This is a genomic window from Stenotrophomonas rhizophila (assembly GCF_003651185.1).
GTDB classification, from domain to species: Bacteria; Pseudomonadota; Gammaproteobacteria; order Xanthomonadales; family Xanthomonadaceae; genus Stenotrophomonas; species Stenotrophomonas maltophilia_Z.
In genome coordinates this window covers 321,475-347,197 of sequence record NZ_RCDC01000004.1, presented here as the reverse complement: position 1 = coordinate 347,197, position 25,723 = coordinate 321,475, and the positions used below count along the sequence as shown (strand labels likewise).

The window sequence follows — 25,723 nt, the reverse complement described above, 5'->3', positions numbered from 1 at the left end:
CATTGCCATGCGGACACTGGAAGGCCTGGAGCCTGGCGCGCTTCCGCTGGAGGCGCTGGTGGATGCCGGCGAGCCGGTGGTGCTGCGCGGCATCGCGCGCGACTGGCCGATGGTGCAGGCAGGTTTGCGCTCCACGCAGGCGGCACTGGGCTATCTGCGCGGCTTCGAGGCAGGTGTGCCGGTCCCGTATTCCTTCGGCGGGCCGGAGATCGAGGGGCGCCCGTTCTATAACGAGGATTTCACCCGGTTGAACGTCGAGGTCCGGCGTGGATTGCTGACGCAGGTGCTGGACGACATTGAAGCCACCCTCGAGGCACCGCGGCCGCCCACCTACTATGTCGCCTCCCTGCTGATCGAGCGGGCACTGCCCGGCTTCGCGCAGCACAACGATGCCGGCCTGGCCGGGCAGGGCATCGACGCTTCAGCGAGCATCTGGATCGGCAACCGCGTGACCGCCTCCTGCCATTTCGACACGCCCGACAACCTGGCGTGCTGCGCGGTGGGCCGGCGCCGGTTCACGTTGTTTCCGCCGGAGCAGATCGACAACCTGTACCCGGGCCCGCTGGACCCCACGCCGGGGGGGCAGGTGGTCAGCGTGGTGGATATCGACCGCCCGGACTTCGCGCGCCACCCCCGGTTCCGTAATGCATTGGCAAGCGCACAGACCGCCGTGCTGGAACCGGGTGATGCGATCTTCATTCCGAGCCTGTGGTGGCACCACGTGCGCAGCCTCGCGCTGTTCAATGTGCTGGTGAACTACTGGTGGCGCAGTTCGCCGGCCTTCCTGTCCTCGCCGCTGCCGGCACTCCATCACGCGATGTGGGCGGTGCGCGATCTGCCCCCGCGCGAGAAGCAGGCCTGGGCAACGATCTTCGAGTACTACGTCTTCGGCCCGGGTGAGCGTGCAGGGCAACACCTGCCCGACGCCGCCCGGGGCGCGCTGGCACCCTTCGACGAGACGCAGGCGCGCCGCATGCGCGCGCAGCTGCTGGCTCGACTCAACCGCTGATGGGAGCACCGCATTGAACGTGGCGAACACAACGCAGGGACGGATCCGCAAGATCGTCATCGCCGGTGGCGGCACCGCTGGCTGGCTGGCCGGCTGTGCGCTGGCGCACCAGTTCCGCGACCAGCTGGACATCACCCTGGTGGAGTCCGAGCAGATCGGTACGGTGGGTGTCGGCGAGTCGACCGTGCCCCCCATCCGCACGTTCCACCGTTTTCTGCAGATCGATGAGCAGGAGTTCCTGCAGGCCGTCGCCGGCACGTTCAAGCTCTCGATCTCGTTCGAGAACTGGCGTCGCCCCGGGGAGCGTTTCATCCATCCGTTCGGCACGATCGGGCAGGGGACCTGGGCCACGCCGTTCCACCATTTCTGGCTGGACAGCCTGCGCCGCGGGATGCCATCGGACCTGGGCGATTTCTGCCTGGAAAGCGCGGCCTCGCGGCAAGACCGGTTCTCGCTGCAGAGCCAGCCCCAGGTCAACTACGCCTATCACTTCGACGCCGGGCTCTACGCGAAATTCCTGCGCCGCAAAGCCGAAGGCCACGGGCTGCGACGGGTGGAAGGCAAGATCCGCGAGGTCCGCCAACATGCCCACGACGGCGCCGTTCAATCGCTGGTGCTGGAAGACGGACAGGTCATCGAGGGCGACCTGTTCATCGACTGCACGGGCTTCCGCGGCCTGTTGACCGAGCAGACCCTGCATACCGGCTATGAGGACTGGCACGAATGGTTGCCCAGTGATCGTGCCGTTGCGGTGCAGACCGCGTCGGTCGGATCGCCGGTTCCGTACACCCGCGCCATCGCACACGAAGCCGGGTGGCGGTGGCACATCGCGCTTCAGCACCGGGTCGGCTGCGGGCTGGTGTTCTCCAGCCGCCACATGTCCGATGACGAGGCGCACGCCAAGCTGCTGCGCGACGTTGACGGCCCGCCCCTGCGCGACCCCTGGCTGGTGCCGTTCCGCAGCGGAAGGCGGTTGAAGGCCTGGAACAAGAACGTGGTGGCACTCGGGCTTGCCAGTGGTTTCATCGAGCCGCTGGAATCGACCAGCATCCACCTGACCATCAGCGCGGTGGTACGCCTGATCCAGCTGTTCCCGTCCGACGGCATCAGCCCGGCGCTGGTGGACTTGTACAACGAGGTCAGCCGGCAGGAGATGGAGCACGTGCGCGACTTCATCATCCTGCACTACCACGCCAACCAGCGCGACGAGCCGATGTGGAAGGCCTGTCGTGAGATGGAACTGCCCGAATCGCTTGCGGTCCGGCTGCGTGCCTGGCGCGAACGTGCGCATGCCTGGCAGGACCCCGGCGAGCTGTTCCGGGTCGACTCCTGGACGAGCGTGCTGATGGGGCAGGGGATCCAGCCGGGACCTGCGCATCCGCTTGCAGCCGCCATCGGGGACGCGGACCTGCGCACGCTGTTGATGCGGATCCGCCAGCCGGTGGAGCAGGCGCTCGCGACGATGCCGTCGCAGGCAGCGTTCATCGAACGCTACTGCAAAGCGGCGCAGGACGTATGGCCGCGGGCCTCCGCCTTGGCATAGCACAGACGCACGCTGTTGCCCGGAAATGGTAGCGCTACCTTCAAACACCCACGGGATGGACTACATGGATCTGGTTGCCGGAATCGATGCAGGTACGCAGAGTTTGAAAGTCGTGGTGTACGACCCTGCCGGGCGGCATCTCATTGCCAGCGCCAGCGCGCCCCTGGAACTGACCTCCACTGCCGATGGCAGCCGTGAACAGGACCCGGCAGCATGGGTCGCAGCCCTTCAGGCCTGCTTCCGTGCGATCGATTCCAAGATCAGGTCCCGCATCTGCGCGCTGGCGGTCTCGGGCCAACAGCACGGCTTCGTACCCGTCGACGCCGCCGGGCAGGTCCTGGCACCGGCCAAACTGTGGTGCGACACCAGCACCTCGGCCGAGTGCGTGCAGATCATGGAGGCGGTCGGCGGAACAGCGCGCACCATCGCGCTCGCCGGCAACCCCGTCCTTACCGGTTACACCGCGTCCAAACTGCCCTGGACGAAGACGCACCGGCCCGACGCCTACGCCCGGCTCGCTACGATCCTGCTGCCGCACGACTATCTCAACCTCATGCTGACCGGCCAGCGCTTCTGCGAATACGGGGATGCGTCGGGCACGGGCTGGCTGGACGTGCGCACCCGCACGTGGTCGGCCGAGTTGCTGCGTGCGACCGATCCGGAGCGTGACCTTGCGCTCTGCCTGCCGCGCATCGCCGCGCCCGACGAGCTGTTCGACATCGATCCGGCCGCGGCGGCCAGACTGGGGCTGCCTAACACCGTGAAGGTTGCCGTTGGGGGCGGTGACAACATGATGGCGGCCATCGGTACCGGCTGCGTTGCACCGGGCCGCTTGGCGATGAGCCTGGGCACCTCGGGCACCCTGTTTGCCTACTCCGACACGCCCGTGGTCGATCCCGACGGGGCGTGGGCCGCGTTCTGCTCCTCCACCGGCGGCTGGCTGCCCCTGATCTGCACGATGAACTGCACGGTGGTGACCGAACAGGTCGCCGACGCCTTCGGCTTCAGCACCCGCTACGGCGATGGCCACCTGCGCGCCACGTCGCCCGGCGCCGACGGCCTGGTGATGCTGCCGTTCCTCAACGGCGAGCGCACGCCGGATCTGCCGCTCGGCAAGGGCGTGCTGGCGGGGCTGGACACCACCAACATGACCCCGGCGCATTTCTATCGCGCGGCCATGGAAGGGGCGACGTACAGCCTGAAGTACGGCTTCGATGCCTTCGTGGGCGCCGGCATGTCGTTCGAGCGCATCGTGCTGACCGGCGGTGGCAGCAACAGCACCGAGTGGCGGCAACTGGTGGCCGATGTATTCGGCCTGCCGGTGGATGTGCCGATCCACGCCGAAGGCGCGGCGTTCGGCGCCGCATTGCAGGCCCTGTGGGCCTTCGGCAAGGCACGCGGTGATGCCACCTCCATCGCCGCTATCGCTGACCAGCATGTCGCGCTCGCGCCGCAGCTGTCCGCGCGCCCGGATCCGGCGCGCGCCCAGGCCTATGCCACCGCGTATGCACGTTTCCTGCGTCATCTCGACGCCCTCACGCCGCTGTATCGCGGCTGATCCCCCTTTCCGCGACCCCTCGCACAACGACAGGACGAGCCACCATGAGCACGCAGCCCTTCATCGGCGCCAAGGAATACTTCCCCGGCATCGGCCGCATCCCCTTCGAAGGCCGGGACTCGGACAACCCGCTCGCCTTCAAGGTCTATGACGCCCACAAGATCATCGGCGGCAAGACCATGCAGGAGCACCTGCGCTTTGCGGTCTGCTACTGGCACACCTTCTGCAACGCCGGGCATGATCCGTTTGGTCCAGGCACCCGCCATTTCCCTTGGGAAGCCAGCTCGCCGATGGCGACCGCCGAGGCCAAGGTGGATGCGGCCTTCGAGTTCTTCACCAAGCTGGGCGTGCCGTACTGGTGCTTCCACGATATCGACCTGGCGCCGGATGCCGACGATGTCGGCGTGTACGAAAAGAACCTCAAGCACATGGTGGGCCTGGCCAAAGCGCGCCAGGACGCCACTGGAATGAAACTGCTGTGGGGCACCGCCAATCTGTTCTCGCACCCGCGCTACATGAACGGTGCCTCGACCAATCCCGATTTCGCGGTGGTGGCGCGGGCGGCGGTGCAGGTGAAGGCGGCCCTGGAGGCAACGGTTGAACTGGGTGGCGAGCATTACGTGTTCTGGGGTGGCCGCGAAGGCTACGCCTCGCTCGTGAACACGCAGATGAAGCGCGAGGTCGACCACCTCGCACGGTTCCTCACCATGGCGCGGGACTACGGCCGCAGCATCGGCCTGAAGGGGAACTTCCTGATCGAGCCCAAGCCGATGGAGCCGATGAAGCACCAGTACGATTTCGACAGTGCGACCGTGGCGGGCTTCCTCAAGACGCATGGCCTGGACAAGGACTTCAAGCTCAACATCGAGGCGAACCACGCCACGCTCTCCGGCCACACCTTCGAACACGATCTGCAGGTCGCCTCGGACAGCGGCCTGCTGGGCAGCATCGACGCCAACCGCGGCAATGCCGAGAACGGCTGGGATACCGACCAGTTCCCGAGCGACCTGTACGACACCGTGGGCGCCATGCTGGTGGTGCTGCGGCAGGGTGGGCTGGAGGGCGGATTGAACTTTGACGCCAAGGTCCGCCGTGAATCGACCGACCTGGACGATCTGTTCATTGCCCATATCGGCGGCATGGATGCGTTCGCCCGCGGGCTGGAAGTCGCCCACGCCCTGCTGCATGAATCGCCGTGGGAGCAGTGGCGCAAGGAACGTTATGCCAGCTTCGACAGCGGTGCCGGCAAGGAGTTTGAGCGCGGCGGGCTCAGCCTCATCGATCTGGCCGCGCTGGGTGCCAAGGGTGGCGAGCCCCGGCAGATCAGCGGCAAGCAGGAACGCTACGAAAACCTGATCAACCAGTACCTGCTGCGCTGAGCGCGGCGGCAAGGAGAGCACCATGACCCACCACCACCCCACGTGCCGCACCGGTTTTCTGGTGTCGGTGCTGCTGCTTGCGCTTGCCGCCTGCAAGGGCGAGGACAAGGCCGCGGCACCTCCCCAGGCCCAGGCCCCGGCCAACCCATGGCCGGCGGTGACCTGGCCGCTGCCGCCCGATGCCGCACTGGAAAGGCGGATCACCGACCTCATGGCCACCATGACGGTGGAGGATAAGGTGGGCCAGCTGGTGCAGGGGGATATTGCCAGCATCACGCCGGAGGACCTGCGCCGGTACCGGCTGGGCTCGGTCCTGGCCGGGGGCAACTCCGACCCCGGCGGCCGCTACGATGCCTCGCCTGCCGAATGGCTGGCGCTGGCCGATGCGTTCCATGCCGCTTCGATGGATACCTCGCACGGCGGCAAGGCGATTCCGGTGCTGTTCGGTATCGACGCGGTGCACGGCCAGAGCAACATCATCGGCGCGACCCTGTTCCCGCACAACATCGGCCTGGGCGCGACCCGCAACCCGGAACTGCTGCGCCGCATCGGTGAGATCACCGCCCTGGAAACCCGCGCGACCGGGATGGAGTGGGCGTTCGCGCCCACCGTGGCGGTACCGCAGGACGATCGCTGGGGACGTACCTACGAAGGGTATTCCGAATCGCCCGAGGTGGTGGCCAGCTATGCCGGTGCGATGGTCGAGGGCCTGCAGGGCAAGGTGGGCTCGCCAGCCTTCCTTGACGGCCGTCATGTCATCGCCTCGGTCAAACACTTCCTCGGTGACGGCGGCACCACCGATGGCAAGGACCAGGGCGATACCCGGATCAGCGAGGCCGAGCTGGTCCGCATCCATGCCGCCGGCTACCCGCCAGCGATCGCGGCTGGCGCACAGACGGTCATGGCCTCGTTCAACAGCGTCAACGGCCAAAAGATGCACGGGCACACCGGGTACCTGACGGACGCGCTGAAGGGCCGCATGAATTTCGGTGGTTTCGTGGTGGGCGACTGGAATGGCCACGGGCAGGTCAAAGGCTGCACCACCACCGATTGCCCGGCCACCATCAACGCCGGCCTGGACATGGCCATGGCGTCGGACAGCTGGAAGGGCTTCTACGAAACCACACTGGCGGCGGTCAAGGCCGGCACCATCACCCAGGAGCGCCTGGATGACGCCGTGCGCCGGATCCTGCGGGTCAAGATGAGACTCGGCTTGTTCGAAGCGGGCAAACCGTCGTCGCGCGCGGTCGGCGGCCAGTTCGCGCTGATCGGTGCGCCGGCGCATCGCGAGGTTGCACGCCAGGCGGTGCGCGAATCGCTGGTACTGCTGAAAAACCAAGGCGGCGTACTGCCGCTGTCGCCGAAGCAACGCATCCTGGTGGCCGGCGATGGCGCCAACGATGTCGGCAAGCAGTCCGGCGGCTGGACGCTGAACTGGCAGGGCACCGGCACCACCCGCAACGACTTCCCGAATGCCGATACGATTTACGAAGGCATTGCACAGCAGGCGAAGGCCGCCGGCGGCGAGGCGCTGTTTGCGGTGGATGGCAGATACACGACGAAGCCGGATGTGGCCGTGGTGGTGTTCGGCGAGAACCCCTATGCCGAGTTCCAGGGCGATCTGCCCACGCTGGCGTACAAGCCGGGAGATGACACGGATCTTGCGCTGCTCAAGCGGCTCAAGGCCGACGGCATTCCGGTGGTGGCGGTGTTCCTCAGCGGGCGCCCACTGTGGGTGAACCGTGAGATCAACGCCGCCGATGCCTTCGTGGCGGCATGGCTGCCCGGCTCGGAAGGCGCCGGTATTGCCGATGTGCTGCTGCGCAGACCGGACGGCAGCGTGCAGCACGACTTCAAGGGAAAGCTGAGCTTCAGCTGGCCGCGCACGGCAACGCAGTACGCCAACAATGTCAGGCAGAAGGACTACAACCCGCAGTTCGCCTTCGGCTTCGGCCTGACCTATGCCGACAATGGCGATCTGGCCGCGCTGCCGGAAGCGTCGGGCGTCACCGGCAACGAAGGGGCGGCCGGTGTGTTCTTTGCGCGCGGGGATGCCGGCTCCGGCATGGCCCTGCGGCTGGAGGACAGCACAGGGCAGGGGGTGACCGTCACCCAGGTGCCCGAATCGCTCGAGGGCGATCTACTGAAGGTCACCGGCGTGGATCACCTGGCGCAGGAAGATGGCCGTCGGCTTGCGTGGTCGGGCAAGGGGGAGGCGATCGTCGCGCTGCAATCGCACACGCCGCTGGACCTGCAGCGCGAGAGCAACGGCGATCTGATGCTGTTGACCACGCTGCGCGTTGACGCCGCCCCGCATGGCGAGGCCTGGTTGGCGGTCGGTTGCGGCACGGGCTGCACGGCGCGCATTGCGATCGGACCGGCCCTGGCGAGCTTGCCCGCAGGCAAATGGACGCGCGTGGGGGTGCCGTTGAAATGCCTGGCGGCGGCCGGCGCGGAGGTCGGCAAGCTGGATCGCCCCTGGTCGCTGGCAACGTCGGGAACCATGACCGTCTCGGTGTCACGCGTCGCGCTGGGTGCCTTGAATGAAGCCGAGACCACCATCGCATGCCCGGGCGCGTGACAATGCGCCCTGCGTCATCGGCGCTTGGGTGGGCTCGCGACCGAATCGCGCATCACCAGCCGGTGTGGCACGACGTGGTCGGTCAACACGCGGCTATCATCCGTCCTGCGGCGGATGGTGCGCAGCAGGATATCGATGGCTGCATCGGCCATCGAGGCGATCGGCTGATGAATGGTGGTGAGTTCCGGCCAGACGGTGGTTGCGGCCGAGGTGTCATCGAAGCCCACCACCGACAGGTCGCGCGGCACCTCCAGGCCGCGCCGGTGTGCGACGGAGATCACCGCCGCGCCCATGTCGTCGTTGCTGGCGAAGATCGCGGTCGGCGGCCGGCGGTGGGACAGCAGCTTCTCGGTCGCGGCAAGCCCCGAACGGTAGGTGTAGTCCCCCTGCTGGATGAGGCCGGGTTCCACCTGCAGGCCTGCGTCATGCAGGGCGCTGACAAACCCATCGTAGCGCCGCGCGCTCGCGCTGAGATCGGTGCGGCCACAGATGAAACCGATACGGCTGTGACCGTGCTGGATGAGGTGCTCGGCCATCTGCTTGCCCGCGTGGAAATCGTCGATGCGCACGCAGGAAATATCGTTGCTGAGGTGACCCGATGCGATCGCGACCACCGGGATGCCTGCCTTGACCAGCTCGGTCACGGCAGCCTGCGATTCGCACAATGGCGGCGGCAGGATGACGCCATCCACGCGTCCGCCCAAGGCACGTGCGGCCTTGCGCTCGGCGTCGGGATCGAAGTTGTCCCAGTAGTGGATGACCAGCTGGATGGCGGCGTTGGAGGCAACCCGCAGCAGGCCGACCAACAGCTCCCGCAGGTAGGCACCGCTGGGATTGGTGTAGATCAGCGCAATGCGCGTGTGCTGCGCGGCGGCCAGCGAACTCGCCGCCAGGTTGGGCGTATAACCCAGCTCGCGCACCGCGCGCATCACGCGCTCGCGGGTGACATCGCGCACCTTGCCCTGGTTGATCGCGCGCGACACGGTCATCGGCGATACCCCGGCCAGCGCCGCCACCTCGTCGATCGTCACGCCGCTGGTTTTGCGGCGGACCGATTTCTTCGGCTTGTCCAATACGCGTTGCCTTTCTTCTTTGTGACGCTGCCGCAAGGCGGGCACGTCCGCAGCTTACAAGGTTTGCTGGCAACGCTGCTGCTCCGCTGGAATGTCGAGCGGTGTCACTGGATGTTGGGTGTCGCCCTGGCACTTTTCGCCTGCGCGGGCAGCGTGCGCGCAGAGGACGGCTACGCCCTCTGGCTGCGCTACGCACCGCTGGAACCTGCCCTCGCGACCGACTACCGGACACGGCTGGGCGGGGTCGTGGCCCCCGATCAGACCCCGACGCAGCGTGCCGCGCGCGAGGAGCTTGTGCGTGGCCTCACCGGCCTGCTGGGTCGCGCGCCGCGGATGCAGATCTCGCCCAGCGCGGAGGCCAGCGTGGTGCTGGGCACCCCCGATTCGTCGGCCGTGATCGCGCCGCTCCGCAAGGAGATGGAATCACTCGGCGACGACGGCTACCTGCTCAGGCGTGCGCACATCGGCGGGCGCGAGGTGCTGCTGGTGGCCGCACGCCAGGATATCGGGGTGCTGTATGGCGTGTTCCATCTGCTGCGACTGCTGCAGACCGGTGCGTCACTCGATGACCTCGAGGTTCGCGAATCGCCACGGCTCGGGCTGCGCGTGCTCGACCACTGGGACAACCTGGACGGCTACGTGGAGCGCGGCTATGCGGGCCGCTCGCTGTGGGACTGGCAGACCCTGCCGGAGTGGCGGGACCCACGCTATACGGACTATGCGCGTGCCAACGCCTCGCTCGGCATCAACGGCACCGTACTGAACAATGTAAACGCGAGCGCGCAGAGCCTTGCGCCGGCATATCTCATCAAAGCGGCCGCGCTGGCGGACATGTTCCGGCCGTACGGCATCCGCGTGTACCTGAGCGCGGGCTTCAGCGCCCCCATCGAGCTGGGCGGGCTGAAAACCGCCGATCCGCTCGACCCGGCCGTGCAGCGTTGGTGGCGCGACAAGGCCGACGAGATCTACGCACGCATTCCGGATTTCGGCGGCTTTCTGGTGAAGGCCAATTCGGAGGGGCAGCCCGGCCCACAGGACTATGGTCGCTCGCATGCGGACGGCGCGAACCTGCTGGCCGCCGCGCTGGCACCGCACGGGGGCGTGGTGATGTGGCGGGCCTTCGTCTACGCGCACGAGGTGCCGACGGACCGCGCCACCCAGGCGTACACCGAGTTCGCCGGCCTGGACGGTGCGTTCCTCCCGAACGTGATCGTGCAGGTGAAGAATGGGCCCATCGATTTCCAGCCACGCGAGCCGTTCCATCCGCTGTTCGGGGCCATGCCACGCACGCCGCTGATGATGGAGGTCCAGATCACCAAGGAGTATCTCGGCTTCGCCACACATCTGGTGTACCTGGGGCCGCTGTACGAGGAGGTGCTGCAGTCCGATACCCATGCAGGCAGCGCGGGCGCCACGGTCGCGCAGCTCCTGACCGGCATTGCCGGCGTCGCCAACATCGGCAATGACCGCACCTGGAGCGGCTCGCACTTCGATCAGGCCAACTGGTATGCCTTCGGTCGTCTCGCCTGGAATCCCCAGCGCTCCAGCCGCAAGATCGCGGCGGACTGGGCGGCGATGACGTTCACGCCGGATCCCGAGGTGGTGCAACCCATCGTCGAGATGATGATGGATTCGCGCGAGGCGGCGGTGAACTACATGACGCCGCTGGGCCTGCACCACCTGATGGCGCGCGGGCACCATTACGGGCCGGGGCCCTGGGTGGACGGCGGTCCGCGCGCGGACTGGACCGCCGTGTACTACCACCGCGCCGACCGCGATGGCATCGGCTTCGATCGCACCGCGCGCGGCAGCAACGCGGTGGCCCAGTACTCCCCCGAGGTGGCCGCCGTGTACGGCGACCTGGCACGGGTGCCGGAGCCGCTGCTGTTGTGGTTCCACCATGTCCCGTGGGATCACCGCATGGCCTCAGGACGACCGCTGTGGGACGAACTGGTGGGGCGTTACTCCCTGGGTGTACGCCAGGTAGAGGGCATGAAGGCCACCTGGGCAGGCCTGCAGGGCAGGGTGGATGCGCAGCGGCATGCGCAGGTCGCCGCCTTCCTCGGCATCCAGCGGCGCGAAGCGCAGTGGTGGCGCGATGCCAGTGTCGCGTACTTCCAGTCGGTCAGCGGCAGGCCCTTGCCTGCGGGCGAAACCGCGCCGCCACACGCGCTGGCGTGGTACCAGCGCCTGCAGTTTCCTTCCGCGCCGGGAGATGGGCGATGAGTCGGACACGGGTGATCGTCTGGATGCTGGCGACCGCCGTGGCATGCGCTGCCATGACGGCCGTGGCACAGGAACCGGCAACACCGCTGCTGCATCCGCTGTTCCAGGATCACGCCGTGCTGCAGCGCGACCAGCCGATTCCGGTCTGGGGCCATGCTGCGCCCGGCACCCCGGTCTCCGTGGTCTTCGCGCGACAAACCGTCACCACGCGCGCGGACGCCGGCGGCCAGTGGCATGCAACGCTGAAACCCATTCCCGCCGGCGGCCCTCACGACATGACCGTCCGCGCAGGGACGGCCACCCAGAACGTGCATGACGTACAGATGGGCGATGTCTGGTTGTGTTCCGGGCAGTCGAACATGGAACTGCCGGTGCGGCGCGCGCTCGACGCAGACAGTGAGATCGCCTCCGCCACGCACCCGACGATCCGCCTGTTCACCGTGCCCAAGGCGGCAGCCGTTACGCCGCAGAGCACGTTCCCGGCGCCGACCGCGTGGAAGCCGGCGTCGCCAGCCGCGGTGCGCGACTTTTCCGCCGCCTGCTTCTACTTCGCGCGTGAACTGCAGAAGACCGTCGACGTCCCGATGGGGCTGATCCAGGCGGCGTGGGGCGGCTCGCGGATCGAGGCGTGGACCAGCGCCGACGCGCTGCGTATGCAGGGCGGCATGGACCCCGCGCTTGACCTGCTCACGGTCTACGCAAGCAACCCTGCGGCGGCAACCGCGGGCTGGGGCGAGGTATGGCAGCAGTGGTGGTCGATGCGCGACGGAGCCTTGCAAGGCGACACTCCCTGGCAGCCGGGCGAAGACAACACGGCATGGCACACGGCCCCCGCCGGGCTGGGCGCATGGGAGCGCTGGGGCGTGCCGGCGCTTGCCGACTACAACGGCATGGTCTGGTACCGCACCCAGGTCACGCTGACCGCCGCGCAGGCGGCGCAGGGCGCACGGCTTGCGCTGGGCGCCGTCGATGAGACGGACATGACCTGGGTCAACGGCGTGGCGGTGGGCAGCCAGTACGGTGCAGCGGAGGCGCGGCGTTATACCCTTCCCGCCGGTCTCTTGAACGCCGGCGAGAACACGGTGGTGATCAACGTGCTGGATACCTACGGCGAGGGTGGGCTGTCGGGACCGGCCGACGCCCATGCGGTGGAGCTGGACGACGGCACGCGCATCGTCCTGGACGCGCCGTGGCACTACCGGGTGGCGGCCGGTGCACAGGCACCGCCGCTGGCGCCCTGGCATGCCGCCACGGGTCTGTCGACGCTGTACAACGGCATGATCGCGCCGCTCGGCGGCTATGGCCTGCGTGGAATGCTCTGGTACCAAGGCGAGTCCAACACGGGTGACGGCGCCGCTTATGCCAACCGGCTGCGCAGCCTGCGCGATGACTGGCGCAGCCGGTTCGGTGCGCGGATGCCGCTGCTGGTGGTGCAGTTGGCCGGCTATGGGCAGCCGCCTCAAGCCCCGGGCGAGAGTGGCTGGGCACAGGTGCGCGAGGCGCAGCGCCGCGTCGCGGCGGAAGACCCGCATACCGGGCTCGCGGTGGCGATCGACATCGGCGACGCGTACGACATCCACCCGCCCAACAAACAGGAGCTGGGCCGGCGCCTCGCCCGGGTGGCGCGTCACGTGGTCTACGGCGAACGGGCGCTGGCACCTTCCGGCCCGACGGTTCGCACGGCGTCGCGCGCGCAGGGCGAAACAACGCTCGCGTTCGACAACGTCACCGGCACCCTGGCCACGACCGGTGCGAACGGCCCCATAGGATTCGAGCTCTGTGACGCCGACGCACGCCACTGCCGCTATGCCGACGCGGTGCTGGAGGGGCGTGAGGTTGTTTTGGATTGCATGGATTGCGTGGAGCCGGCCAGCGGCCGGCACTACCGGAGCGGCGCGTTGCGTGTGCGCTATTGCTGGGCGGACGGTCCCGTCTGCACGCTGCGCGACAGCAGCGGTGCGCCGGCCGGCCCCTTCGAGATTTCCCTCACCGCCGCGGAGGTCCCCTGATGCGCCTGCTGATTGCCACGCTGCTCCTGCTGCTGCCTGCTGCGCCATCGCTCGGTGCCACGCCGGCGCCGCCGGTCTACTTCGATTGGTTCGAATATGCCGGTCACGACGCGGCCTTCGAGACTCCGCTGCCCGCCGGTCACTACCGCAACCCGATCCTGGCCGGCTTCCATGCGGACCCGAGCATCGTCCGCGCCAATGACCGGTTCTATCTGGTCACTTCCAGCTTCACCTACTTCCCGGGTATTCCGGTATTCGAAAGCATCGATCTGGTGCACTGGAAGCAGATCGGCAACGTGATCGATCGCCCCACGCAGCTGGACTTCGATGGCCTGAACGTCTCCCGTGGCATCTTCGCGCCGGCGATCGAGTACCACGACGGCATGTTCTATGTGGTCACCACGGCCGTCGACAGTGGCGGCAACTTCATCGCGACCGCGCGCGACCCTGCCGGCCCCTGGTCCGACCCACACTGGCTGGCCAGCGTGGAGGGCATCGACCCGTCGCTGTTCTTCGACGAAGACGGCGCCGTCTACCTGGTCAACAACGATGTGCCGCCCGGTCCGCAGCGCTACGAAGGCCACCGCGCCATCTGGATGCAGCAGATCGATCTGACCGCGTTCAAGCCGATAGGGCCGCGCAGGGTGCTGATCGACGGCGGCGTGGAGCCGGCGAAGAACCCGATCTGGATCGAGGGGCCGCACATCTACAAGCACGACGGCTGGTACTACCTCTCCGACGCCGAGGGTGGCACCGGCCCGCAGCATTCCCAGGTGGTTCTGCGCAGCCGCCAGGTGTGGGGGCCGTACCTCCCGTATGCGGGCAATCCGATTCTCACCCAGCGCGACCTGCCCGACGACCGGCCGCTGCCGATCACCAATGCCGGGCACGCCGACCTGGTGGAAGGTCCGGACGGCACCTGGTGGGCCGTGTTTCTGGCCAGCCGCAACTACCAGACGCGACACTACAACACGGGGCGGGAGACGTATCTGCTGCCCGTGCAATGGCGTGACGGCTGGCCAGTGATCCTGCCGGCCGAGCAGACCATTCCGTATGCGGTCAAGGTACCGTCATGGATGCAGGGCGATGCCGCGCAGGCACCGTCGACCGGCAACTTCATCGATCGCGACGACTTCGATGCACCCACGCTTGGCACCGGATGGGTGCAGGTACGCGTCCCCAAACAGGCGTGGGCAGACCTCAGCCTGCGTCCGGGCGCCCTGGCCGTGCATCCGCTGACGGAGAACCTGGACACGCTGCGCAATCCCGCCTTCCTCGGGCGTCGCCAGCAGCACCTGCGCTTCGAGGCCAGCACCGACATGACGCGGCCGGGGGCGGGTGTGGCGGCAGGCCTTGCTGCGTTCCAGAACGAGGCGTACTGGTACTTCCTGGGCGTGCGCAGCCTCGGCGGCGATCGCGTGGCGATCTTCCTTGAAGCGCGCGACGGCAGCGGCGTGACCCGCACGTTGGCCACGCGTGAGGTGACCGCAGCCACGTCGTTGCGCTTGCAGATCGCCGGTGACGAGGGGCGCTATGCCTTCGCGTTCGATACGGACGAAAGGCGTGGCTGGCAGACCCTCGCCGCCGACGTGGACGGAACGGTATTGAGTACGGATCGCGCAAGCGGCTTCGTCGGCGCCCTGCTGGGACCATTCGCGCGCGACGAGCGCGCTTTGAGGAGCAACTGATGACGCGTACGTCTTCCCTCCACAGCGGCCGTCGCGGCCCCATCTTCCGCACGCTGGCGCTGTGCGCTGCCATGACAGTGGCGAGCACCGGTCACGCCGCCGACACCCAGCCGTGGCTGGATACATCGGCGAGCTTTGAAACCCGCGCCGCCGCGCTGGTGGGGCAGATGACCCTGGAAGAAAAGGCCGCCCAGATGCAGAACGCCGCGCCCGCCATCGAGCGCCTGGGCGTTCCGGCCTACGACTGGTGGAACGAAGGCCTGCACGGCGTCGCGCGGGCAGGGCAGGCGACGGTGTTCCCGCAGGCCATCGGGTTGGCCGCCACGTTCGACGTGCCGTTGATGGGGCAGGTGGCCACCACCATCAGCGACGAGGCGCGGGCCAAGCATCACCAGTTCGTCCGTGAAGGTTTTCACGCCCGCTATCAGGGGCTGACCTACTGGTCGCCGAACATCAACATCTTCCGCGACCCGCGCTGGGGACGCGGCCAGGAAACCTACGGTGAGGACCCGTACCTCACCGCGCGGATGGGCGTCGCCTTCGTGCAGGGCCTGCAGGGCGATGACCCGGTGTACCGCAAGCTGGACGCCACGGCCAAGCACCTTGCCGTGCACAGCGGTCCCGAGGCCGATCGCCACCACTTCGATGCCCGCCCCAGCAAGCGCGATCTGTACGACACCTACCTGCCGGCGTTCGAGGCGCTGGTGAAGGAGGGCCAGGTGGATGCGGTGATGGGGGCCTACAACCGGGTATACGGCGAATCCGCCAGCGCCAGCCAGTTCCTGCTGCGCGACGTGCTGCGCCGCGAGTGGGGGTTCAAGGGCTACGTGGTGTCGGATTGCTGGGCCATCGTGGATATCTGGAAGCATCACAACATCGTCCCCACCCGCGAAGCTGCGGCGGCACTGGCGGTCAAGAACGGCACCGAGCTGGAGTGCGGCCAGGAGTACGCCACGCTGCCGGCCGCCGTACGCCAAGGCCTGATCAGCGAAGCCGAGATCGACGATGCGGTGACGCGCCTGTTCACCGCGCGGATGCGGCTGGGCATGTTCGATCCGCCCGAGCGCGTGCGCTGGGCACGGATTCCGGCCTCGGTGAACCAGGCCCCGGCGCACGATGCGCTGGCCCTGAAGGCCGCGCAGGCATCACTGGTGCTGCTGAAGAACGATGGCGTGCTGCCGCTGTCACGCAACCTCAAGCGCATCGCAGTGGTCGGCCCCACGGCCGATGACACGATGGCACTGCTCGGCAATTACTTCGGCACCCCGGCGGCACCGGTGACGATCCTGCAGGGCATCCGCGAGGCGGCGAAGGGCATCGAGGTGCGCTATGCGCGTGGTGTGGACCTGGTCGAAGGGCGCGACGATCCCAGCGCGACGCCGCTGATCGAGGCGGCGTATCTGCGGCCCTCGGCCGACTCCCCGGAACGCGGCCTGCGCGGTGAGTACTTCCGTACGCCCGATCTGTCAGGGACGCCGGCGCTGGTGCGCACCGATGCCCAGATCGGGTTCCGCTGGGACCGCGGCTCGCCGACCGACAACCTGCTGGCCCGCGGCGAGGCCGCACCAGGGCAGGGCATCCCCAACGATGGCTTCAGCATCCGCTGGCGTGGCCAACTGCTGCCGCCGGTATCGGGCCGCTACCGGATCGAGGCGGCGGCCGACGACGGCTTCCGCCTCTACGTGGATGGCAAGCGGGTGCTGGACCACTGGGCCAACAGTGATCGCCTGCGCAGCGACGGTGTCGATCTGGACCTGCAGGCGGGCCGTGCCTATGCGCTGACGCTGGAGTACTACGATGCCGAGCGCGACGCCGGCGTGCGGCTGGGCTGGCGCATGCCCGGGGCGAAGCCGCCGTTCGAAGAAGCCGTCGATGCCGCCCGGAGTGCGGACGTGGTGGTGTTCGTCGGCGGCCTGACCGGCGATGTCGAGGGCGAAGAGATGACGGTCAACTATCCGGGCTTCGCCGGCGGCGACCGCACCGACCTGCGTCTGCCCGCTACCCAGCGCGCCCTGCTGGAAGCGCTGCACGCCACGGGCAAGCCTGTGGTGATGGTGCTGACGGGAGGATCGGCGCTGGCGGTGGAGTGGGCCCAGACGAACCTCTCCGCGATCCTGATGAGCTGGTATCCCGGGCAACGCGGCGGCACCGCCGTGGGCGAGGCGCTGTTTGGCGACGTCAATCCGGGCGGCCGGCTGCCGGTGACGTTCTACCGCGCAGACCAGGCAATGCCCGCGTTCGATGATTACGCGATGGAGGGCCGCACCTACCGCTATTTCCGCGGCACGCCGCTGTATCCCTTCGGCTACGGCCTGTCCTATACCCGTTTCGACTACGGCAAGCCAAGCCTCGATGCGCCCCGTATGGCCGACCACGGCACGCTCAAGGTGCAGGTGGAGGTGGCCAACACCGGCAAGCGGGCGGGCGATGAAGTGGTGCAGCTGTATGTGCGGCGGCTTGCAGCGGGTGCAGGCGATGCGCAACAGACCCTGCGCGGCTTCCAACGCGTTCACCTGACGCCGGGCGAGCGGCGTACCGTGACCTTCGAGCTGGACGCGCAGCAGGCGCTGCGCGAGTACGACGACGCGCGCGGCACCTATGTCGTTCCGGCCGGGGCGTATGAGGTGCGGATAGGCGGCTCAAGCGCCGATGCCCGCGTGCGGAGCCGCTTCACGGTGGAGGCGAATCGTGACTGATGCCCGCCACGGCGATACCCCCGAGCACATCCTGTCCGTCCGGGAGAAGCTGGGCTACAGCCTGGGCGACCTCGCGGCCAACCTGATCTTCCAGACGCTGATCACCTATCTGGCGTTCTTCTATACCGATGTGTACCGGTTGCCGCCCGCCACGGCGGCCACGATCATCTTCGTGATCGGCCTGCTGGGTGCCTTCGTGTTCACCCCGCTGATCGGCATTGCCGCCGACCGCACCGTCAGCCGGTGGGGAAAGTTCCGGCCCTGGATCCTGTGGACGGCGATCCCGTTCGGCGTGCTGTCGCTGCTCGCCTTCAGCACGCCGGACCTGGGTGCGCAGGGCAAGGTTCTCTATGCGCTGGTGACCTATGGCCTGCTGATGTTCGTGTACGCGGCCAACAACCTGCCGTACTCCGCGCTCAGCGGCGTGCTCACCGGCAGCATGGCCCAGCGCAACAGCCTCTCTGCCTACCGCTTCGTGGCGGTGATGATCGCGCAGTTCATCATCCAGGTCCTGCTGTTGCCGCTGGTGCTGATCCTGGGCGACGGGGATCGGGTGCAGGGCTTCGAGCGGGTGATGACGGTGTTCGCGGTGGTGGGCACGCTGTTCTTCCTGGTCACCTTCGCCACCACGCGCGAGCGCATCGTGCCGGCCAAGGAACAGACCGGCGGGGTGATGCAGGACCTGTCCGACCTGCTGCACAACCGGCCGTGGAAGGTGATGCTGGCCCTGACGGTGCTGGTCTTCATCAACCTGGCCCTGAAGGGCGGCACCTACATCTACTACTTCCAGTACTACATGAGCGAGGCCGCGCTGGCGGGCTTCCTCGACACCACCGGCTTCAACCGCTTCATCGGCGGATTGAACGCGACACTCAACGGGTGGGGCCTGTCCGGCTTCACCTGGCCGGAGGACCCGGCGACCTCGGCGTTCAGCCTGTTCAACGCCTGCGGCATCCTGTGCATGATCCTGGGCATCGGGGTCTCCCGGCGCCTGGCCGACCGCTTCGGCAAACGTGACGTATTCGGTGGCGCACTGCTGGTATCCACCGTGTTCCTGCTGGTGTTCTACCTGTTTCCGCCCACGGCGGTCGGCGTGGCCTTCGGCGCCTTCATGCTGCACGGGTTCTGCTACGGCATCACCATCCCGCTGCTGTGGGCGATGATCGCCGATGTGGCCGATTACTCCGAATGGAAGAACCATCGCCGCGCCACCGCGATCATCTTCTCCGCGATGCTGTGCGGGTTGAAGATCGGGCTCAGCATCGGCGGTGCGCTGGTCGCCGGCATTCTTGCGCACCACGGCTATCAGACCGGCGCGGAACAACAGCCGCAGGCGGTGGTGGACGGCATCCGGCTGACGGTGAGCCTCTACTGCTCCATTCCCTTCCTGGTCGCCGTTGCACTGCTCTTCCTCTACAAGATCGACAAAGGGATGGAGACGCGCATCGAGCAGGACCTGCACCTGCGTCGGCAGGGAAGCACCCTTGATCGGCTCGCGGCGCATGCCATCTCCCCGCCGCTGGTGACCCACATCTACACGGCCGACCCCTCGGCCCATGTGTTCGAAGGGCGCCTGTACCTCTATCCGTCGCACGATATCGACGGCGGCGCGTCCTTCGACGACGAGGGTGGCCACTTCCGCATGGAGGATTACCACGTGCTGCGGATGGACTCCCCCGAAGGTGAGGCCACCGACTGCGGCCTAGCGCTGCATCTGCGCGACGTGCCCTGGGCCGCGCAGCAGATGTGGGCGCCGGATGCGGCCCACCGCGACGGCCGCTACTACCTCTATTTCCCGGCCAAGGACGGGCAGGGCATGTTCCGCATCGGCGTCGCCGTGGCGGATCGTCCCGAAGGCCCGTTCACCGCCGAGCCCGAGCCGATCGAGGGCACGTACTCCATCGATCCGGCCGTGTACGAGGACGACGACGGCGCGCATTACCTTTACTTCGGCGGCATCTGGGGCGGCCAACTGCAGAAGTACCGGGACAATCGCTTTGATGCGGAACATGAGGAGCCCACCGGCGATGCGCCTGCACTGGGGCCGCGTGTAGCGCGGCTGGACGCGGGCATGACCCGACTGGCGGAGCCCACGCGCGAGATCGTCATCCTGGACGAGCACGGACAGCCGCTGCGGGCTGATGACCACGCGCGCCGGTTCTTCGAAGGGCCGTGGCTGCACAAGTACGATGGGCGGTATTACCTGTCGTACTCGACCGGTGATACGCACCTGCTGTGTTACGCCATCGGCGACAGTCCGTACGGACCGTTCACCTATGGCGGCGTGATCCTGAAGCCCGTGGTGGGCTGGACCACGCACCACTCCATCTGCGCGTTCGAGGGCCAGTGGCATCTCTTCTATCACGACGCCTTGTTGTCCGGCGGCGTGACCCATCTGCGCTCAGTCAAGTGCACGCCGCTGCACATGGAGGCGGACGGCAGCATCCGGACGATCGATCCGTATGGCGTTTGAAGCGGCGTCACCCAAGGATGATGCGCAGGCGCCCCTGCATGGTGGGCGCCTGTACTGGTTGCGCGCGGGCAGGCTGGAGGTCGCGCTTGCACCGGACGCCGGTGGCCGTATCGCCCAGATGCGGTACGACGATGTGGACTGGCTGGTGGGCGAGGACGAGGGTGGGGCGGCCGCCATTGGATGGGGGTGCTATCCGATGGTGCCTTGGGCGGGCCGGATTCGGCAGGGGCGCTTTGTGTTTGATGGCAAGGCGTTTGAGCTCCCACCGAACCTTGGGGCGCATGCCATCCATGGCGTAGGGTTCTCGCGGCCGTGGCGGATTGAAAATCTTGGGGCGGATACCGCGACGCTGTCACTGGCGCTTCCTGAGGATGGGCATTGGCCTTTCGGGGGGCGTGCGACGCAGGCGATCCATGTGCTGCCCGACCGTCTGAAGCTGAGGCTGGCGGTGCAAGCCGGCGACCAGGCGATGCCGGCGGTACTTGGCTGGCACCCGTGGTTCCGGAAGCCGGATCAGCTGCTGTTCTCGCCGAGTGCGATGTATCCACGGGACGGGGAGGGCATCGCTACATTGCCTTGTGTCGCGCCCGCGCCCGCGACCGGGCCGTGGGATGACTGTTTCATCAACCAGGCTGAGGTGGTGCTGGTGTCTGGGGCGCAGCGGCTGGAGCTGCGGGCGGACTCGGATCACTGGGTGGTGTATGACGGGACTGCGCACGCGACCTGTGTGGAGCCTCAGACTGGGCCGCCTGATGGGTTCACGCTGGCGCCGAAGCGGCTGGAGTCGGGGCAGGCGCTGGAACTGAGGTTCGAGCTGCGTTGGGGCAATGTAACTACCCCACGCGCGGAATGACGCGGGACAGCGCAGCATGGGATGGAGCGAAACGCGACATTGCCTCTACCAGCCGGTACCCCCCAAGAACCTGCACATAGCGCGTGGACGCGCGGGCACGCTGCCAGAATGCCCGTGACCGGTCCCGGGCGGGTGTAATCTCGGCTCTAGCGCCTGATGGCGATAAGGCGGTAAGTTTCCACAACACGCCACTGGACGGCGTTGAACAGGGACGTAACGCAATGCACTCGGATCACCGCAACTATTTCAAGTTCACCTCGAAAGCCCGGCTGGACAAGTCCGTCAACGCGCTCATCGGCATCGTCGAAGGTATCGTGATCGACGGCCAGATCAACGCCCTTGAGCTCGACTACCTCAATCTGTGGCTGGCCGAGCACGACGCCGTGCGTGACCAGCACTCCTTCAACGAGCTCGTGCCGGTTGTCACTGCCGCGGTAGCCGACGGCATCCTGACCGAGGAAGAACACGCAGACATCGTGTGGCTGTGTGAACGCCTGCGCTCGACTGAGTTCTACGACGACGTGACTGCCGACCTGCAGCGGTTGCACGCCATCATGGGGGGCATCGTCGCGGACACGCATATCTCCGTGGAAGAGCTGCGCGCCCTGTCCGATTGGATGGCAGATCACGAGCACCTGAAAACATGCTGGCCCTTCGACGAGGTGGGCAGCCTGATCACAGGGGTGCTTGCCGACAAGCAGATAGACGCGAAGGAACACGCGATGCTCCAAGCTTTCTTCGCAGAGTTCACGCCCTTGCTTGACGACCGCACAATCACCAGTCCGCGCGTGTTGGAAGGGCGGCAGATCGTTGGCTTATGCGCGGTGGATCCAGAGATCAGCTTCATGGAAAGGGGCTTCTGCTTTACAGGCGCATCGTCGCGCTTCACCCGCGCCGAATTCGAAGGCGTCGTTAAGAGGCTTGGGGGATCGGCCCATTCATCGCCTTCAAAGAAAGTCCACTACCTGGTCATTGGTGCAGAAGGGAATCCGTGCTGGGCGTTTGCGTGCTACGGACGCAAGGTCGAGAAGGCCATTAAGCTGCGTAAAGCAGGATCTCGGGTTGTCATCGTCCACGAGCTCGACTTTCACGATGCGTTGGCCGATCACGGCAGCTAGTGGGCATGAATTCCCGATAGTTCCAGCGCTCGCGACACCGCAAGCGTCGCGGCCGGCGTCACTTGAGCGGCGTGCTCAAGGGGTCCCTTGGCACCATCCGCAGCAGCTTCCCGTCCACCCCGTCGGTGAGCGCGTAGATGGAACCATCTCCAGCGACCTTGACGTCACGAATACGTTCGCCGAGTTCACCGAGCAACAGCTCCTGGCGCACTACACGGTCACCATCGCGAACAAGGCGGCGGACACTCCGCTCACGCAATGCCGGCACCAGGAAATCGCCCTGCCATCCCTGGAAAAGGGCGCCTTGATAGACGGCCAAGCCAGAGGGTGCGATGGACGGCGACCAGATCACCTCCGGGTCCTCGAACCCCTGGTGATGCGTAAACGGGCTCACCCGGGCAAACGGGTAATCGATTCCGTGACTGACCAGCGGCCAGCCGTAATTGCCACCCGGTCGAAGCCGGTTGAGCTCATCGCCGCCGCGCGGCCCGTGTTCGCTCACATACACGGCGCCGGTGAAGGGGTCACGCACGATGCCTTGCGGGTTGCGGTGGCCTGAGGTGTATATGGCCGCGCCGTTTGCACTCGGGGCGAGCGAAATGCGCATCACTTTGCCCAGCGAGTTGCTTTGGTTCTGGGCTTCCTCCCGGCGTGCACTCCCATCGCCCACCGTCATCAGCAGGGTGTGCGTGTCGAGAAACGCCAAGCGCCCGCCGTTGTTGCCGTCGCTGGGCTTTGGCGTGGATTCGAATAGAACCTCCACCTGATCTATCGACCACTCATCGCCGGCGAAGTTGAGCGCACTACGCATCAAACGGACGCCCACGCCACGCGGATCACGGTAGCCCTGCGTCAGATAGATGCGGCGGTCGTTCTCGTAATCGGGGGAGAGGGCGATGTCCATCAGACCGATCACGCGCTCCCGCTGATACCCCTCGGGCAATCTGGAAAGGTCGACGTCCACACGTTCGCCGGCGTGGTCAATCACCTTCAGGCGGCCAGCCATCTCGGTGACGAGCAGTCTTCCGTCCGGCAGTTCCGCCAGCGACCACGGCCACTGCAGGCCGTCGGCGACGATGGTGGCGTGGTATCCCGCCGCCGCAGGGGGCTGTGACCGTTCCGGCATCGGGCGCATCAACAGGAACGACGCAAGCGGCAGCAACACCAGGCAAGCAGGCAGCAGGTAAGCCGCCCGGCCGTGCCGGCGTGCTCCGTGCACGACACGTACTTTCAGCGTGTGGCTCACGTACCCTCCCACCAGCCCACACACGCTGAGCACGGCGAGGCCGGGCATCTCCCGGATCGCAGCGATCGCCGGCATCGGGATCACGCTGCGCAGCAGCGCCAGCACGATGGCCAACCCAACCAGACTGGCGAGCAGCGCGCAGGGCAGGGCGCTCAACCCCAACCGCCGCAGGCCCGCCTGCAGACCTAGCGCGAGGACGCAGCCGGCCAGCGAAAAACCAACCATCACAGGTCCGAACCGGGCCAGATCCTCCACGGTAACGGCAGCCCGGGCCTGCCAGCTGACCTCAAGGCCCAGCTGGGTAAGCGCATGCAGATTGATCTGGGTCTGCATCAGGCTGGCCACAGCGGCGGTAGCCAAGGAGGCAGTCAGGGTGATGGAGACTGTTCGCAACCAGGAGCGCATGTAGGGAGTTCGTCAGGGCAAGCCGAAGGCGCACTGTAGCAATGGGGTCCAGTGAACCTCCAGTGAGGCGCACCGCCGAAGAATTCACGGCAGAGGAACTGCACGAAAGCGACCCTTTCCGGACCGCCTTTTGAAGTGAAGAGTCTCTTTCCATGCCCAACAAGCAACTCACCACGATCAATCCGCTGACCGAGGAAGTGGTCGCCACCTATTCCTACATGTCCGACGCTGAAGCAGCCGCCGTCGTGAAGGCAAGCCATGAAGCGTTTCTGCAATGGCGTCTGCGTAGCCTGGATGAGCGCGCAACCGTCATCGCTGGCATCGCAAAAGCACTCCGCGAGCGTAAGGAAGAGTTCGCACAGCTGATGACCGACGAGGTCGGCAAGCTCATCGAAGACAGCCGTACCGAGATCGAGCTGTGTGCCGGCATCTGTGACTACACCGCCAAGCAGGGGCCGGTCGTGCTGGCCGATGAGGAGCGCGATGTGGACGGTGCCACAGGCATCGTGACCCACGCGCCCATCGGCGTGGTTTACGGCATTCAGCCGTGGAACTTCCCGGCCTACCAGGCGATCCGCTATTCCATCGCCAGCCTGATGGCCGGCAATGGCGTACTGCTCAAGCATGCCGAGAGCTGCACCGGCAGTGGGCTGCTGCTGCGTGATATCTACGAAAGTGCCGGGCTGCCCAAGGGGCTGTTCGGGGTGCTGTTGATCAGCCACGATCAATCCAATGACATCGTGGAAAACGATCTGGTGCGCGCGGTGACACTGACCGGCAGCGAGGCGGCAGGGCGCACCGTGGCAGCCAAGGCCGGTGCGGCCCTCAAGAAGACCGTGCTTGAACTGGGCTCCAACGACGCCTATCTGGTGCTGGACGATGCCGACCTGGATCTGGCGGTGGCGACCTGCGTCAAGGGCCGCCTGTTCAACAACGGCCAGACCTGCGTCAACGCCAAGCGCTTCATCGTGACAAAGAAGAACTATGACGCCTTCGTCAGCGGCTATGCAAAGGCGTTCGAAGCGATCCGGATGGGCGACCCGAATGCCGACGACACCCAGCTCGGCCCCATGGTCTCCAAGGCGCAGCGCGACAAGCTGCACGAACAGGTGACCAAGAGCGTCTCGCAAGGGTCCCGTCTTCTGGTGGGCGGTGAAGTGCCGGACCGCACCGGCTGGTTCTACCCGGCCACGGTGCTGGCGGATGTGGCGCCGGGGCAGGTGGCCTACGAAGATGAGCTGTTCGGTCCTGCAGCGGCCATCATCCGCGCCGAGGACGATGAGGATGCCATGCGCATCGCCAACGACAGCCGCTACGGCCTGGGCGGGGGCATCTTCAGCCGTGACGTGCAGCGCGCCCGGGAGCTGGCCAGCAAGTACTTCGACACCGGCATGATCTTCATCAACACCTTCGACGTGGCATCGCCAACGCTTCCGTTCGGTGGCGTGAAGGCGTCGGGCTATGGTCGCGAGCACGGTCCGGAAGGTCTGAAGGAGTTCGTGAACGTCAAGTCGATCAAGATTGCCGCGAAAGCATCGGCTTGATTTCAGCGCAGGCGAGGCGCAACTCGGCGTTGCGCCTTCGCCGCGATTCCACGCCGGGTGGCAGACGGTTGGTGGAAGCGGACATTTCGGGGCTCCATCGGTACGTGGGTGGCCGACGATGGCCGGCGTGCACAGTTGGAACCCTACTTGCCCCTTACGAGGCGAATCAGGAGCTATGGCTCACGCGAATTCCCCAGGCCCGTGACCCTAGTGATAAGGGATCGTTATCAGGGGTAGGGCAGAGGTCTTCTACTGGCCGAAAGCGGAGTCGGCAGATTAGCGGTGAAGTTTCGGCAGCTGGGTGACCAGAGATAAGCTTTTC

At 66.7% G+C, this 25,723-nt stretch carries 15 protein-coding genes and 1 pseudogene; 14 read left to right on the top strand and 2 right to left on the bottom strand.

Annotation, left to right across the window (positions count from 1 at the left end; translation table 11 throughout):
* The first annotated feature begins 7 nt into the window (after window positions 1–7).
* From BCL79_RS01500 to BCL79_RS01480, 5 genes are all read left to right on the top strand, one after another.
* Window positions 8–1,009 carry a cupin-like domain-containing protein gene (locus BCL79_RS01500; RefSeq protein ID WP_428999435.1) on the top strand — a complete coding sequence of 334 codons (1,002 nt, stop codon included), beginning with the start codon at window positions 8–10 and terminating at the stop codon, window positions 1,007–1,009.
* A gap of 13 nt (window positions 1,010–1,022) precedes the next feature.
* Window positions 1,023–2,552 (top strand): tryptophan halogenase family protein, encoded by a 1,530-nt coding sequence (locus BCL79_RS01495; protein WP_121036840.1) that lies wholly within the window; start codon window positions 1,023–1,025, stop codon window positions 2,550–2,552.
* A gap of 64 nt (window positions 2,553–2,616) precedes the next feature.
* Window positions 2,617–4,110 (top strand): xylulokinase, encoded by a 1,494-nt coding sequence (xylB, locus tag BCL79_RS01490; RefSeq protein ID WP_121041064.1) that lies wholly within the window; start codon window positions 2,617–2,619, stop codon window positions 4,108–4,110.
* 44 nt (window positions 4,111–4,154) lie between these two features.
* A complete protein-coding gene (gene xylA / locus BCL79_RS01485; protein ID WP_121036839.1) occupies window positions 4,155–5,489 on the top strand; it encodes a xylose isomerase in 1,335 nt (444 codons plus the stop codon).
* A gap of 22 nt (window positions 5,490–5,511) precedes the next feature.
* On the top strand, window positions 5,512–8,070 hold the full coding sequence (locus BCL79_RS01480; protein ID WP_121036838.1) for a glycoside hydrolase family 3 protein: 2,559 nt from the start codon (window positions 5,512–5,514) through the stop codon (window positions 8,068–8,070).
* A 14-nt stretch (window positions 8,071–8,084) separates the two neighbouring features.
* On the opposite strand, the gene BCL79_RS01475 is transcribed toward BCL79_RS01480, so the two are convergent.
* Complete coding sequence (locus BCL79_RS01475; RefSeq protein ID WP_121036837.1) at window positions 8,085–9,143, bottom strand: LacI family DNA-binding transcriptional regulator; 1,059 nt, start codon at window positions 9,141–9,143, stop codon at window positions 8,085–8,087.
* Window positions 9,144–9,254: 111 nt separating this feature from the next.
* On the opposite strand from BCL79_RS01475, the gene BCL79_RS01470 reads away from it, so the two are divergent.
* The 8 genes and pseudogenes from BCL79_RS01470 to BCL79_RS01440 all read left to right on the top strand — a co-directional run bounded on the left by BCL79_RS01470 (window position 9,255) and on the right by BCL79_RS01440 (window position 22,206).
* Entirely contained in the window at window positions 9,255–11,369 is a 2,115-nt protein-coding gene (locus tag BCL79_RS01470) for an alpha-glucuronidase family glycosyl hydrolase (protein WP_121036836.1), read from the top strand.
* Window positions 11,366–13,378, top strand: coding sequence for a sialate O-acetylesterase (locus tag BCL79_RS01465; protein ID WP_183073625.1), 2,013 nt, complete (start codon window positions 11,366–11,368; stop codon window positions 13,376–13,378). The genes BCL79_RS01470 and BCL79_RS01465 overlap by 4 nt, the downstream gene beginning before the upstream one ends.
* Window positions 13,378–15,066 (top strand): glycoside hydrolase family 43 protein, encoded by a 1,689-nt coding sequence (locus BCL79_RS01460; RefSeq protein WP_121036835.1) that lies wholly within the window; start codon window positions 13,378–13,380, stop codon window positions 15,064–15,066. Before BCL79_RS01465 ends, BCL79_RS01460 begins: the two co-directional genes overlap by 1 nt.
* A 71-nt stretch (window positions 15,067–15,137) precedes the next feature.
* Window positions 15,138–17,762 (top strand): glycoside hydrolase family 3 protein, encoded by a 2,625-nt coding sequence (locus BCL79_RS01455; protein ID WP_183073738.1) that lies wholly within the window; start codon window positions 15,138–15,140, stop codon window positions 17,760–17,762.
* A pseudogene (locus tag BCL79_RS20435) lies at window positions 17,716–19,242 on the top strand (MFS transporter); the annotation flags it as partial. The gene BCL79_RS01455 and the pseudogene BCL79_RS20435, both read left to right, overlap by 47 nt.
* Entirely contained in the window at window positions 19,219–20,235 is a 1,017-nt protein-coding gene (locus BCL79_RS20430) for a glycoside hydrolase family 43 protein (RefSeq protein WP_310793642.1), read from the top strand. The pseudogene BCL79_RS20435 and the gene BCL79_RS20430, both read left to right, overlap by 24 nt.
* Complete coding sequence (locus BCL79_RS01445) at window positions 20,225–21,088, top strand: aldose epimerase (protein ID WP_121036833.1); 864 nt, start codon at window positions 20,225–20,227, stop codon at window positions 21,086–21,088. Before BCL79_RS20430 ends, BCL79_RS01445 begins: the two co-directional genes overlap by 11 nt.
* Window positions 21,089–21,309: 221 nt before the next feature.
* On the top strand, window positions 21,310–22,206 hold the full coding sequence (locus BCL79_RS01440) for a BRCT domain-containing protein (RefSeq protein ID WP_121036832.1): 897 nt from the start codon (window positions 21,310–21,312) through the stop codon (window positions 22,204–22,206).
* A 58-nt stretch (window positions 22,207–22,264) separates the two neighbouring features.
* Here the strand turns inward: BCL79_RS01440 and BCL79_RS01435 are convergent, their stop codons facing one another.
* Window positions 22,265–23,857 (bottom strand): PQQ-dependent sugar dehydrogenase, encoded by a 1,593-nt coding sequence (locus BCL79_RS01435; protein ID WP_121036831.1) that lies wholly within the window; start codon window positions 23,855–23,857, stop codon window positions 22,265–22,267.
* Between the two features lie 152 nt (window positions 23,858–24,009).
* Between BCL79_RS01435 and BCL79_RS01430 the strand changes: the two genes are divergently transcribed.
* Window positions 24,010–25,401, top strand: a complete 1,392-nt coding sequence (locus BCL79_RS01430; protein ID WP_121036830.1) for an aldehyde dehydrogenase family protein — start codon at window positions 24,010–24,012, stop codon at window positions 25,399–25,401.
* The last annotated feature ends 322 nt before the right edge of the window (window positions 25,402–25,723 follow it).